Annotated in this window: 10 protein-coding genes; 3 read left to right on the top strand and 7 right to left on the bottom strand. The window is 32.2% G+C overall.

Translation table 11 applies throughout. The annotated features are described in order from the left end of the window. Window positions 1-311: 311 nt before the first annotated feature. Window positions 312-1649, bottom strand: coding sequence for a D-serine ammonia-lyase (dsdA, locus tag ACSBO6_RS03160; RefSeq protein ID WP_498844142.1), 1338 nt, complete (start codon window positions 1647-1649; stop codon window positions 312-314). A gap of 219 nt (window positions 1650-1868) precedes the next feature. Here dsdA and ACSBO6_RS03155 point away from each other — a divergent pair, with 219 nt between their 5' ends. Beyond that, on the top strand, window positions 1869-3062 hold the full coding sequence (locus ACSBO6_RS03155) for a chromate transporter (protein WP_098848525.1): 1194 nt from the start codon (window positions 1869-1871) through the stop codon (window positions 3060-3062). Between the two features lie 209 nt (window positions 3063-3271). Here the strand turns inward: ACSBO6_RS03155 and bioB are convergent, their stop codons facing one another. From bioB to ACSBO6_RS03140, 3 genes are read right to left on the bottom strand one after another with little or no spacing between them, the layout of a single operon-like run. Further along, complete coding sequence (bioB, locus tag ACSBO6_RS03150; protein ID WP_498844141.1) at window positions 3272-4267, bottom strand: biotin synthase BioB; 996 nt, start codon at window positions 4265-4267, stop codon at window positions 3272-3274. Between the two features lie 23 nt (window positions 4268-4290). Beyond that, window positions 4291-4971 (bottom strand): dethiobiotin synthase, encoded by a 681-nt coding sequence (gene bioD, locus ACSBO6_RS03145; protein ID WP_098848513.1) that lies wholly within the window; start codon window positions 4969-4971, stop codon window positions 4291-4293. A 1-nt stretch (window position 4972) separates the two neighbouring features. Then, window positions 4973-5545, bottom strand: a complete 573-nt coding sequence (locus ACSBO6_RS03140) for a biotin transporter BioY (protein ID WP_498844140.1) — start codon at window positions 5543-5545, stop codon at window positions 4973-4975. A gap of 142 nt (window positions 5546-5687) precedes the next feature. Here ACSBO6_RS03140 and bioA point away from each other — a divergent pair, with 142 nt between their 5' ends. After that, entirely contained in the window at window positions 5688-7052 is a 1365-nt protein-coding gene (gene bioA, locus ACSBO6_RS03135; protein WP_498844139.1) for an adenosylmethionine--8-amino-7-oxononanoate transaminase, read from the top strand. 442 nt (window positions 7053-7494) lie between these two features. On the opposite strand, the gene ACSBO6_RS03130 is transcribed toward bioA, so the two are convergent. Genes ACSBO6_RS03130 through ACSBO6_RS03120 form a run of 3 tightly spaced genes read right to left on the bottom strand, consistent with a single transcriptional unit; the run spans window position 7495 to window position 10887 of the window. Next, window positions 7495-8790 (bottom strand): VTT domain-containing protein, encoded by a 1296-nt coding sequence (locus ACSBO6_RS03130; RefSeq protein WP_498844138.1) that lies wholly within the window; start codon window positions 8788-8790, stop codon window positions 7495-7497. A gap of 44 nt (window positions 8791-8834) precedes the next feature. Further along, on the bottom strand, window positions 8835-10187 hold the full coding sequence (locus ACSBO6_RS03125) for a HAMP domain-containing sensor histidine kinase (protein ID WP_498844137.1): 1353 nt from the start codon (window positions 10185-10187) through the stop codon (window positions 8835-8837). 1 nt (window position 10188) lies between these two features. Then, window positions 10189-10887, bottom strand: a complete 699-nt coding sequence (locus ACSBO6_RS03120; RefSeq protein ID WP_498844136.1) for a response regulator transcription factor — start codon at window positions 10885-10887, stop codon at window positions 10189-10191. Between the two features lie 241 nt (window positions 10888-11128). Here ACSBO6_RS03120 and ACSBO6_RS03115 point away from each other — a divergent pair, with 241 nt between their 5' ends. After that, complete coding sequence (locus ACSBO6_RS03115; RefSeq protein WP_498844135.1) at window positions 11129-14245, top strand: efflux RND transporter permease subunit; 3117 nt, start codon at window positions 11129-11131, stop codon at window positions 14243-14245. Window positions 14246-14356 lie beyond the last annotated feature (111 nt).

The raw sequence follows: 14356 nt of genomic DNA, 5'->3' as shown, positions 1-14356 counted from the left end.
TTATCGCTCCTAATGAGAATATGTTTTGTGCTTTTTAATCGGATGCTCTGTTTAAGTTGATTTAGATAAAACCGAGTATTCCAATACCCTAATGGGTATTATACAAAATGCACTGAAGCCAGTCCGTTCATGACGGAATGGCTTTTTATAGTAATTTAACAATTTTTAAACAGAACCAATTAAAAAGAAAATATCTTGCGTCAAAATCTAAATAGAAAACTTATTTACATATACAAATATATGTCATATTATTCTGCATTAAAAGAATTTTTTCACTTTTTAACGAATAATAAAATTTTGCACTATTTATTTTATTTAAAAAGAGAGCCTTTTTGATAGTACTCTTTCATCATTTTTTCAGGGACCATACTACCACCTGTCCCCCAAATGACATGGGTACTATTTTCCATTTTTTTTAATAAATTATTTTTTAACAAATAATTTTGACCTTCTTTAAATAATTTAATCGGGCCAATCATACCTGCTAGTGCTGACGGTTCTAAATACAGATCCTCAAAATCTACTAAATCTTTTAACATCGTATATAGTTTTTCATCACAAATTGTATAGCTACCGCTTAAAAAAGGCTCAATAATTTTTCCTACAAAGCCAGATGGTCTCCCTACAGCTAATCCATCTGCATCCGTTTTATTATCAATACCAAAGTCTTGTACAGAAACTTGATCGTGAAGTCCTGTCATTAATCCAATCAACATACAAGGAGAATGAGTTGGCTCGGCAAAAAAGACATGAACATTATCTTTAAATAATAGTTTTAATCCAAATGCGACACCACCAGGTCCTCCTCCAACACCGCAAGGTAAATAGACAAATAATGGGTGGTTTTCATCAATAGTAATGTCTAATTCATCAAACTGCTTTTTTAAACGTGAAGCTGCTACTGCATAGCCTAAAAATAAATCTTTTGAATTCTCATCGTCTACAAAATAACAATTTGGATCTGCTTTGGCTTGAATTCGTCCTTCTTCTACTGCCTTACTATAATCCGCCTCGTACTCAATAACATTTACGTTTTTACTTCTAAGCAAGTCCTTTTTCCATTGCTTTGCATCTGCTGACATATGTACTGTTACTTTAAAACCTAACTTTGCACTAATAATGCCAATGCTCAAACCTAAATTACCTGTAGACCCTACAGCAATTGAGTAGTTAGAGAAAAAATCTCTAAAAATATCACTATCTATTTTTGAGTAATCATCTTCAATCGTTAATAGTTGATGCTTTATAGCTAGACTTTCAGCATGCTTTAATATTTCATAAATGCCACCTCTTGCTTTAATTGAGCCTGATATCGGTAAATGACTATCACATTTTAAAAATAATTCTCCTAATATAGTTTGTTGGAATTCTTTTTCTAACGATTGTTTCATAGAAGGAATTTGTTCTAAAGGCGACTCAATCATGCCATTTGTATCTTTTGTTTCCGGAAAAACCTTTGAAATATATGGGGCAAACCTTTTTAATCGTTCTTCTGCGTCGTTTACATCATCTTGAGTAAGAGGTGATTTTTTAATTGCTTTTTGAAACGTCTCAAAATTTGGATTGAACCAAAGATATTCCTCTAATTTAATAAGTTTTTTTAACAATGGATAATTTTCTATATATGACTGTATATCAATTCTTTCCATCTCTATTTTTCTCCTTACTTTATTCAGTTTATTTAAAGTTTAACAGATATTATGCCAATGCCTGTAACTTTGTTTATGAATTAGAAAGTTGTATCTTTTTCAAATAAATAGTATAGAATAGCCTCGATTGTTAATCTTTTCTATATTTTCTTCAGAAGTCATTGGTTTATCAGTGGATTTACCCTATACTATTTCCATGTATAAATTGTTGGAGGAAATATGAATTCTAATCATAAAAATAATAGGTTATATCTATTGTTAGAAATACTTATGGTATCTACTAAACTGGGCTTAACTTCTTTTGGTGGACCGATTGCACATTTAGGTTATTTTCATGAAGAATATGTAAGAAGGAAAAAGTGGATTGATGACCAAAACTATGCTGACTTAGTAGCTTTGTCACAATTTTTACCTGGACCGGCAAGTAGCCAAGTTGGCATTGGTATTGGCGTAATGCGTGCAGGAGTCTTAGGTGGCATTGTTTCATTTATTGGATTTACATTACCATCAGTAATTGTACTTATATTATTTGCATCATTACTACAAGACATAGATATAAAAAACTCCGGTTGGATCCATGGATTAAAATTGGTTGCGGTGCCGATTGTTGCACAAGCTATTTTAGGCATGGTGAAGAACTTGACCCCTGATTTAAAAAGGAAAGCTCTTGCTTTGTTTGCAATGATGGCTACACTAATATGGCAAACGACATTCACTCAAATTGCTGTCATTTTAATTTCTTCAATTGTAGGATATTTTCTATATCAGGATAATGAAAATAATGATAAAACTACATTAATTACGAATATATCAAAAAAGATTTCAATCTTTTGTTTAGCTTTATTTTTTTTATTATTAGTTTTATTACCTTTATTTAGTTCATTTACATCGTCAATATGGATTTCTATATTTGATAGTTTTTACAGAGCAGGATCAATGGTATTTGGTGGAGGTCATGTTGTTCTCCCTTTACTTGAACGTGAGTTTGTTCCTACTGGATGGCTAAGCAAAGAAACATTTTTGGCTGGATATGGTGTCACGCAGGCTGTACCTGGACCATTATTTACATTTGCAGCCTATTTAGGAACTATAATGGTGGGCTTTCGAGGAGGTATTATTGCAACGATTGCCATCTTTTTACCTGCTTTCCTACTTATTATAGGTACTCTCCCATTTTGGTCTAGTATGCGTCGTAGTTCGAAATTAAGGAGAGCTTTATTAGGCATAAACGCCGCAGTAGTTGGAATCTTAATTTCAGCTTTTTTTAATCCAATATGGATCAGCTCTGTTTTTTCTATTTTTGACTTACTAATCGTAGCAATCTTATTTAGTATGTTAGTAATTATAAAATTACCACCATGGATTATTGTACTTGTAGGAGCAATTAGTGGGGAAATTTTATCTAGAATATAATTTTAATTTGGTTTATATCGATTTGTTCAAACTATAGGAGAATAACTCGAATAGAAGAGCAAAACCAATAAAAAAGCAGAAAACTCATACATGTTTTTCTGCTTTTTTATTTTCAATTATTTTATTAATACAGCAATATTTCTTGCAGTTCAAGAACTAGTTCAATCCCTTTTTTTATTGAAGCATTAGCATCTTAATACTTAAATTAATCAACAGAACATCTTCTCCTGTTTTTCCACCAACTCAATCTCAAATCCTAAATCTTCTAGCATTGCATGATCACTATTTGTCTCCTGCCCCTCAGTAGTCAAATAATCTCCTATAAAAATACTATTTGCGGCATAAAGTCCTAATGGTTGTAAACTACGTAGATTTACTTCACGTCCACCAGAAATTCGAATTTCTTTCGTTGGATTTATAAATCGGAATAGCGCCAATACTTTTAAGCAGTAGCGCGGATTTAATTCGTTCACACCTTCTAGTTTCGTTCCATTAATAGCATGTAGAAAGTTTACTGGAATGGAGTCTGCATCTAATTGTCGTAATGACCTTGCGATTGAAATAACATCTTGTTTTGTTTCTTTCATCCCAATAATGGCTCCAGAGCAAGGTGATATACCTGATTTTTTAACTTTCTCAACTGTATCGATTCGATCCTGATATGTATGAGTTGTGGTAATATAATTATGGTGCTCAGCTGATGTATTTAAATTGTGATTATATCGGTCAACACCTGCTTCTTTAAGCTCACTTGCTTGATGATCTTTAATAAGTCCTAAGCAAGCACATACTTTCATACCATATAATTCTTTAATTTCCTTAACCGCCTCAGTAACAACATTTACATCTCGATTCGTCGGTCCGCGCCCACTTGCAACAATGCAATATGTCCCTGCTTTTAATTCAAAGGCACGCTTTGCACCTTCAAGAATTTCTTCTTTAGATAAAAAAGGATATTTCTCAATTGGTGCACTTGAAATTGAAGACTGAGAACAATAGCCGCAATCCTCGGGACAATAACCACTTTTCGCATTAATGATCATATTCAGTTTAACTTTTTTTCCATAATAGTGTTTCCTAATGATAAACGCACCTTGTAAAAGTGAAAGTAATTCATCATCTTCACATGATAATATACTTAATGCTTCTTCGTCTGAAATTTCCTTACCTAAAATAACTTCATGTGCCAAATTTGTCCAATTCACTTTGTATCGCTCCATTTCATTCATTATTTCGTCAGTAATTGTTGAATTTCAAAAATATGATCTTCTGTAAAAAAGTCTGACTGTTCCGGTATAACACCTAGAACATCATGACCTGTTAGTTTTTCTAGCATTATTAAATTATCTTTTTCCATTTCACCCATAACTGATGGTACTTTATTAATTAGTAATCCCATTAGATTAATTTGGTGTGATTTTAAATATTCAGTTGTTAATACAGTATGATTAATTGTTCCTAGCTTTAATGATGTAACAAGGATGACTGGTAAGTTTAATAGCTTAATTAAATCAATCGTTCCAAAATTTTCTTTTAACGGAACTGCAACTCCACCCGCTCCTTCAACAAAAACAACATCATGCTTATTTTCTAATTGCTTATATTTTTCTAATATAACTTGTTCATCAATCAAAACATCTTCTAGTTTACTAGCTAAATGTGGTGAAACAGGTGTTTTCATTGTATATGTACTGTAGTAATCATGATCTTCTGTTAGTGCTAGCTTTTCTTTATAAAAGGCTACGTCTTCCCCTATGACCGTATTATTAACATTAACTACTCCACTTTGAATTGGTTTATAAGGTATTGCATCGATTCCTTTGTTCTGCAAACAATTCACCATTTGAGCAGTTACATAAGTTTTTCCAATATTCGTATCGATACCGGTTACAAAATATCCTTTTCCCATCTTAAGCAGCCACCTTTTTTTCGTTTTCTCTAGCTTTTGCAAAATGAGAATGTAGTCGCACTGCCAACACTCCTCCAAAGACAGCTAGTAACAAATCTTGCCCAATACTATATACAAGTCCCATCATTAGAACTGCTTTTAATGAAATAGGACTATCTAACCAAGTATTTAATGAAATGTATACATATGTAATGCCTAGAATATAGACAATAATTAAACCGATTACATTAGCAAAAATAAAATTCTTAAGCTTCGGTTTTTTCGTTTTTTCAATGATCAATCCGATGACAAACGCGGCAACGATAAAACCGATTAAATAGCCAAATGTTGGTTTTAAAACATATTCAGGTCCGCCCCCTGAAGCAAATACAGGTATTCCGATTAATCCAATTCCAACATACAGTAGTTGACTCATCATTCCTCTTTTACTTCCTAAAAGGCATCCTGCTAAAAATACGAAAAGTATTTGAAGCGTAAAAGGAATCACTGGTAACGGAATTTTTATAAAGGCACCAATCGAAGTTAGTGAGGCAAATAATGAGATTACTGTTAATGATAGTGTCCTATTTTGCATAGTATCCCCCCTATTAGTTTATGAGTTTTATAAATTTGCAAAATTTGACAAACTCACAAAATTAAATTAACATGCAATTGAAATATATGTCAACTAAACTATAAAATTAGGTTAACATATAAACACAAGGGGGAATATATATATGAATCATGAACTCTATCAAGACTTATCTAAAAAAAATAAACAGTATCTTTGGCACCCATTCACCCAAATGAAGGATTATTTAAACGAAGATCCACTAATTATTTCACATGGTAAAGATCGAAAACTATATGATGTTTTAGGCAATGAATATTACGATGGTGTATCCTCTATTTGGTTAAATGTTCATGGTCATAATATTCAAGAATTAAATGAAGCAATTCATGAACAACTAGAAAAGGTTGCCCACTCTACCCTTCTAGGAATGGCTAATATACCTGCGATTCTTTTAGCAGAAAGACTAGTAGAAATTTCTCCTAGTGGCTTAGAGAAAGTATTTTATTCAGACTCTGGAGCTACTTCTGTAGAAATTGCGATTAAAATGGCCTATCAATATTGGAAAAACATAGGGAGATCGGATAAAAATACGTTTGTTACGATGAAGGAAGCTTATCACGGAGATACAATCGGAGCAGTGTCCGTAGGGGCAATAGACTTGTTTCATCAAGCATATAACGAATTAATGTTCCCAAGTATAAAGGTTTCCTATCCACATCTTTATCGTTCAAAATATGAGGGAACCGAAGAAGAAATCATACATTCCTATTTAGCCGAAGTTGAAAATTTATTCATCGAAAAGGCTAATTCAATTGCGGCATTAATTATTGAACCAATTGTTCAAGGAGCAAGCGGAATTATTGTCATGCCAAAGGGGTATTTAAAAGCAATACAGGAATTATGTTTAAAATATGATGTATTGTTAATTGCTGATGAAGTTGCAACAGGATTTGGACGTACCGGTAAAATGTTTGCTTGTGAGCTAGAAGGAGTTACACCAGACATTTTAACTTGCGGAAAAGGGCTAACAGGTGGGTATTTACCAGTAGCAGCAACTTTAACAACAAACAGAATTTATGAAGCATTTTTAGGTACATACGAAGAACAAAAAACGTTCTTCCATGGTCACAGTTATACAGGTAACCCTCTTGGGTGCGCTGTAGCATTGGCGAATCTAGATCTATTTAATAAAACAAAGTTATTACAACATGTCGAAACAATCTCATCATATGTCCAAGAGAAACTGGTGCAATTTAATGAGTTAAAACATGTAGGAGACATACGTCAAAGTGGCCTGATGATTGGAATTGAACTAGTAAAATCAAAGGATACTAAAGAAGCTTTCCATTGGAACGAACGCATCGGTGTGAAAGTAACCAAAAGAGCAAAAGAGCTCGGACTACTCACCCGTCCGCTTGGAAATGTCATTGTATTTATGCCTCCATTAGCTTCAAAGGAATCGGAGCTTGACGATATGTTAGACATTCTATATCGTGCTATTTCTGATATTACTAAAAGTAGATTCTAGTATTAAAAACCATGAACAGTTTTACGGGACCGTTCATGGTTACATTTTAATTGATTATTGATGTAATGTTTTTTAAATTAGTGATTTAATTTTATATTCGATTTAACTTAGGGTTGTTTTCTATTTTAATCCTAACCATTCTAGTATTTCCTCTAAATTTACAACTTTATATGTTGTTTTTGCTTTTGGCGGGTTTGGAACATAATAAATCAAAACAAAAAAGTAATTAAATAACAAATTATGTTACTTAATTACTTTTTATAAGTTAGACGATTGATCTAAATTTTAGATTTAATTCAATTGCTTTATCAGGCTGATTACTCATGGCTTGAGAACAATATCATGTAATTTATTACTAAAAAAATCAAGAACCCGTGGTAGTTTACTAATACGGATTCTTGATCAAGATTTTAAATAATGAATGTTTATTTGATTTACGTTTTTAAAATTTTTCCTCACGCATATTCTTTTTTAACAACGATACAAATCGAAACAATTCTAGTGAGAATATGAGTCCACTTAACCAAACTAAACTGAATACATACCCAGCAGCAATGTCACTAGGTAAATTTTGGTGCAAATAGACACTGCTTACAGAAAATAGTAAAACAACAAAAATAAAACTGAAGAACATTACGATATTAAGTAAATAAGCTTTATTATGTCGAATCACCATAATAAGGAAGTAACCTAATACTGTCAAAATCAACATAGACTTTTCATTAGGAAAGTTTTTACTTACATGATCTCCGAGCATAAAGTTGAACATCCAAGGAATCCCCTTGGATAGTATAAGAATTCCAGCTAAACTAGCGATAAAAAAGACCAATTCAAGCCATTTATTTTTGTTATTTATCACGATTACTAAGATTGTGGCAAACGAAATCGTCACTAAATCCTTCCAATTCGACAATGAATAAATAAAATTCAAACTTCCGTGCCAATTTTGATTAAATAAATTAAAAACAATAGTCATGAATATAAAATTGAATTTATCAAATTCATTGCTTATTGTATCTTGAATTAACCCGACCATTAAGATAAAAAATGTAACGAAAAAAGTTAAACAGATTAAGATAATCAATTTTATTTTCATAAAGCTTTTAAATCTCTTGAAACTTGATTCAAAAATTAGTAGTAATGACTCTTTAATTATTTTTTTATTTGCTTTAACAACAAAAAAAGCGAGCACTATAAATCCTAATAATATACTACCTAATACTAACCACTTTTTAATTTCTGTTTGATAGATATCCCATTTAGGTCCCATAGCCTGTCCTAACCAAATAAAGGTTCCAATCCAAAGAAAGACACCTATATAGGAAAAAATAGCAAAGGATCGATATGGTAATTTAATGATTCCAGAAATAATGCTTGCGAAATGTCTAATTCCCGGAATAAAGAAAGATACTAATAATAATACCTTTCCATATTTTTCGTACCATTTTGACATCTTCTCCATCTTTTCTGGGCCCATATGGATATAATGACCAAATTTACGAAAGAAAGGCGTACCAAGTTTATATCCTAACCAGTAGGAAATGGTTACCCCAGCTACTCCTCCAAGTCCTGCAGCAATAATGGATATTACAATATTCATTTCCCCATGAAAACATAAAACACCTACATAACTCATTAATGCTTCATTCGGTATTGGAACGATGATTAATTCCAACATTAATGATAAAAATAAGATAATATAACCATATTCATTTAATAAATGGATGATTTCGTTCATATTAAAACCTCAATTTTCAATACTCATATACTGATTATTTTCACTTACTCATCTAGTGGAAATACTACCTCTACTTCCGTTCCTACATTTTCAACACTTTTTATATTAATTTTCCCGTTATGCAAGTTAATTATATTTTTAGCAATTGAAAGACCAAGCCCAGTGCCACCACTAACGCCACGGCTACGCGCTTTATCAACTCGATAAAATCGTTCGAAAATATTTTCTAATTCTTCCTCTCGAATTCCGATCCCATTATCTTTTATTTGAAGAATAACAGTTTCACTAGTACAGCTAATAATTACTTCTATTTTTTCAGTACTGTATTTTATAGCATTATCTAAAAAAATAATAATAACTTGTTTAATCTTAAGCTCATTTCCTTTAATAAATATTTTCTGTTTTTGTGCATGTAAAGTAATTTCTCGCTTATACACATTTTGCAGTTGTACTAGCGTTGAATTACACAAAGCAACTAGATCGACTGGATTCATTTCGATATTCTTTAAATGTTCCGATTCAGCTAAAGATAATAACGTCTTTGTTAAATCTTGCATACGGTGGGCTTCAGAATAAATCGTCTCAATTACTTCAGTCGCCATTTCCTCGTTTTTAAAACCACGTCTTCTTAATAAGTTTGCATAGCTACTAATAACTGTAATAGGAGTTTTTAACTCATGTGATGCATCCGAAACAAACTGCTTCTGTTTTTCAATGCTGTCTTGAAGCCTACTAATCATTCGATTAAAGGTGCTTGCCATTTTGTGCAATTCATCCTTTGTTTCATTTTTTATTAAAATCTTTTTAGGAACTCCACTTTTCTCAATATCTTCCATCGTAATGATCATAGATGTAATTGGGTTCATTATGATACGAGTTAACCATCTTCCAGCCATCATTGATAAAACAGCGGAAACAAGCGTTACGATTGCCATTATTGTTAATAGCATATCTTTTCGCCCCTCAAGTCCTACTAGCAACTCTGCAATTTCTAACGTTCCAATGACTTTTTGGTCTTGCAAAATTGGTACACGTACAACTATATTTTGATGCTCACTAAAAGGGATTAGCTTCGTTTCTTCTTTTCTAGTGAACTTAGGTTTAATGCGGTTCAGTAGTTTATCATTACTAATTTCTGTCACAATTTTTGAGTTTGAATCAATAATTCGAATATAAGAATGATTAGATATAAATGGATATAATGCTTCATCGTTTACCTTTAATGTAATAGGAATATCTTGTTTTTTTAAGATTTCATGAGCCTTTTGACTCACAACATGCTCTTCCATATTGACAGTCGTTTTCATAAACAAATAAAAGACTAACCCGTTAATAAAAACCAGAATGATTAAGATCCATGAAGTAATTAGCAAATTTATTTTAGTCGTTATTTTCATCTTAACCCTTCCTCATTGTGTACCCCACGCCCCGTATAGTTCGAATTAAAGGAACATCAAAGTCCTCTTCAATTTTCTTTCTTAAATGCCTAATGTACACGTCAACAACATTTGTCTCCCCTTCATACTCATAGCCCCAAACAGTTGTTATAATGCCTTCTCTTGTCAAAATTTTATTCTGATTCGTTAAAAGATAAACTAATAAATCATACTCTTTTGGTGTTAAAGAAATGACTCTATCATTTCGCTTTACTTCTCTAGCTTCCAAATTAACAACTAAATCTTCAATCGTTAAAGTGGGATCTTCTTCTTCGCTTTTCTTAAATTCATGAACAAGATTACTTGATCGTAGACATGAACGGATTCTTGCTAATACTTCTTCGATTTCAAATGGCTTCGTAATATAATCATTTGCACCATAATCGAGTCCGATAATCTTATCATGTGTAGTATCCCTAGCAGTTAATAAAATTACGGGCACAAATTGACTTGTATTTCTTATTCTCCTTAATACTTCGATTCCACTCAGTTCAGGTAACATAACATCTAATAAAATTAGATCGACATTATTACTTAAAGCCGTCTCTAAACCAGCTTTTCCGTTATGCTCGACCAACACTTCATAACCCTCATATTCTATTTCTAATTTTAAAACTCGAGCTATATTTACTTCATCCTCAATAATTAAAATTTTCTTCATTTAACTCACCAATTTCTATTAATAGTTTTAGTGTCTCAAAAAAACTCCTTCTATTAGACTGATTCTAGTCCTAGAAGTTCCTTATATACATGCCATTATAGAACTTTTGATTCGTATTTTTAGCATTTTAATCTTTTTTTAATTGATTATTCATTAAAGTTTCAGTTTGGAATTTTACAATGACATAGAGTTGATTTATGAAATAATTTTCAATCTAAAATAGATATATAGGAGGTTTAAGATGAAAAAATTTATAGAAGGGACCATGCAAAGAGCAATTTTAATGATTGTTTGCGTCGTTATGATCGTAACTTGGGGTGCTATTTCAGCTTACCAAATGCAACGCGATTATTTACCAGGTATAAACAATTCAACTCTTACTGTAAGCATGCGTCTACCTATGTACCAGGCCGATCAAGTAAAACAAAATATTACCACAAATCTAGAAAGTGCTGTAAGAACAACAGAAGGCTTACAGGATATTGAAACTAGCTCCTATGATGGTGGTGTTTTTATGAGTCTGTATTTCCCAATGAATACAGATATGAAACAAGCCGAAATCGATGTAAATAAGGCCTTAGAAAACGCAGATATCCCTCCGTCAATTACATCTAAACCTCTAGTTACTAGACTTACAACTAGTTCATTCCCTATATTAACTTACAGTCTAACTAGTGATAAATTAGATGATAATACTTTAAAATCAGTAACACAAATGGACATTGTACAGCATCTTAAAACAGTTCCTGGTGTATCCGATGTATCGGTTTTTGGTGGTGCAAAAGACGGATATGTATTAACCGTTAGAACGAAAGAGCTAGCAAAAAATAAACTTACTCTAGATGACTTAAATAAAGCTTTAGCTATTTCAGTTCCATCCTTACCTGAAGGAACGATTTTACAAAATCAAATGTCTATTCCAGTTAAATTTGAAGGATGGAATTTAACTGTTAAACAATTAAATGATATAAAAATCAAAAATTCAGATGGTGATCAAATTCCACTTTCAGCATTTGCGACCGTTACTCATGCACTAAATGATGTAAAAACGATTGCAAGAACAGATGGAAAGGCAAGTGTTCAATTAAATGTTATTAAAACACAAAGTGCTAACATTACAGATGTGGCAAAAAATGTGAACGAAAGAATTCAAAGTTTACAACAAGTAAAAGATGGTACAGTAAAATTAACAACTCAATTAGATCGTGAAAAAGAATTAAATGATTCATTAAACGGATTGATCCGTGAAGGTTTACTTGGATGTCTTTTCTCAATGATTTGCGTACTTATCTTCTTCCGTAATGTAAAATCAACATTAGTCATTGCGATCTCATTACCAATTTCTTTATTAGCAACAACAGCTATCTTAAAATCAATGGGTATTACACTTAATATTTTAACCGTATCTGGTTTAATTGTTGCAATGGGTCGAATTGTTGATGATTCCATCGTTATCCTTGATAATATGTACCGTAAAAGAGAACAAAATCCTGATAAATCATTATTGTTTGTATTGAGTTCGGCAGTTTATGAAATGACACCTGCAATTTTAGCTTCTACACTTACGACAATTGCTGTTTACATACCAATTGCCTTTGTAGGTGGAGCTATTAGTGGTTCTTATAGTGGTTTTGCATGGTCTGTTGTTATCTCTCTAATTATATCGTTCTTTGTAGCAATTCTTGTTATTCCAGCACTTGCGCTAATGGGTTGGACAAATAATAAAAAGAAAACAAAAGCTATTTCTTTAGAACCAATAATGAAACCGATCTTATTAACATCATTAAAAAAGAAAAAACTTACAATTTTCATTTCAGCTTTACTATTTATTTTTGCAGTAGCATTTGGTTCATTCTTACCAGTATCATTCCTACCAAGTGCTAAAACCGGTCAAGTGGCGATTAAACTTGAATTACCCCAAGGAAGTACATTAATGCAAGTAGATTCCGAGGTTCAAAAGGTAGAAAATCATTTAAAAAATAATCCTAAAATAAAATCTTATATAGCTAACTTTGGTTCTACAAATACGCCACAAAGTGATGATGTATTCGACCAAGGCGGTGGTTTTCTACAAAAGCCTAATGTAGCGAATCTTTCTGTTTCCTTAAAGAACGAAAAGGACTCGGACCAACTTATTAAAGTACTTAGCAAACAACTACCACAATTATCTAAAAATGTAGCTTATACTGTATCAAGTCAAAATATTGCCGGTGATGATTCTTTATTGAAAGTCATCTTTAAAGGCTCTGATCAAACAACACTAGACAAAATTGCAGATCAAATGAGATCAAAACTTGTTAAAATTAACGGGCTCAGCGTCGATGGAAAAGTAGATTTAACATCTGGTCTTCCAAAATATAAAATTATATTCAACCAACAAGAAATTGAACAAAATGGCATTCAATTAGCAGATGTAATGAAAGTAATTAACCGGTATATGTCACAGGCTAAAGATGCTACATTTGTAGTTGATCATGTAAGTCTGCCAGTTGATATGTATCTTGATCAAATTAGTAGTGGGAATACGCAAATTCAATTAAATGCATCGCCAGAAGATGTAATTGATTCCCTTAAAAATGAAACATTCCTAACAAGCAATAATAAAACCGTCAAACTTGCACAAATTGCATCTATTACGCAAGATACTACCCCTTCAACGATTAATGAACGGAATGGCGAGCCTTATTCAATCGTTACAGGACAAATAACTTCAAATGATATTAGTAAAGTTTCAAAACAAGTTGATGACGTCATTAGTAAGCAAGCTCTTCCAAAAGGAGTCAGTTACTCAATGGGAGGTATCACTCAACAAGTTAAAGAAATGATTTTTGATATGTCAATTGCCGTAGCCTTCTCAATACTTTTAGTTATGGTCATTACTTCATCATTATTTAAGGGATGGAGAGCCCCAATTTCAGTATTATTAAGTATCCCACTAGCATTAAGTGGTGTTGTTATCTCTTTAGTAATAGTGGGTGGAGAGTGGGATTTAGCAGCACTAATCGGGGTCTTAATGTTAACAGGAATTGTAGTGACAAATGGGATTGTACTAGTTGATAAGATTGAGCGTAATCGAAAAAACGGAATGAATACTGAAGAGGCCATTATTTCTGGTAGCCTTTCAAGGATTAGACCAATCATAATTACGGCAGCTACGACTATTTTAACTTTAATACCACTAGCATTTTCACATCAAAGTGATACTGTCATTTCACAGACATTAGGAATTGTTGTTATCGGTGGAATGATCACTTCTACCTTAAATAGCTTTTTAGTAATACCAATTATTTATCAATGGTTGCACAAAAAACAAGCAAATAAGAAAGTAATCTCAACTGAGGAAGTTAATTCACTTTAACTAGAATAAAAAGGTAGCTCTCATTTTTGAGATCTACCTTTTCATTTAGGCTAATATTTTGACATATTGATAGTTAAGAGACCTAATTAATTTAATTTTATTGGGAGGTAT

Origin of the sequence: Bacillus sp. AL-1R (assembly GCF_052180195.1) — a bacterium.
Taxonomy (GTDB): domain Bacteria; phylum Bacillota; class Bacilli; order Bacillales; family Bacillaceae_G; genus Gottfriedia.
The sequence above is the reverse complement of the archived record's forward strand: the minus strand, read 5'-3'. Positions and strand labels throughout refer to the sequence as shown.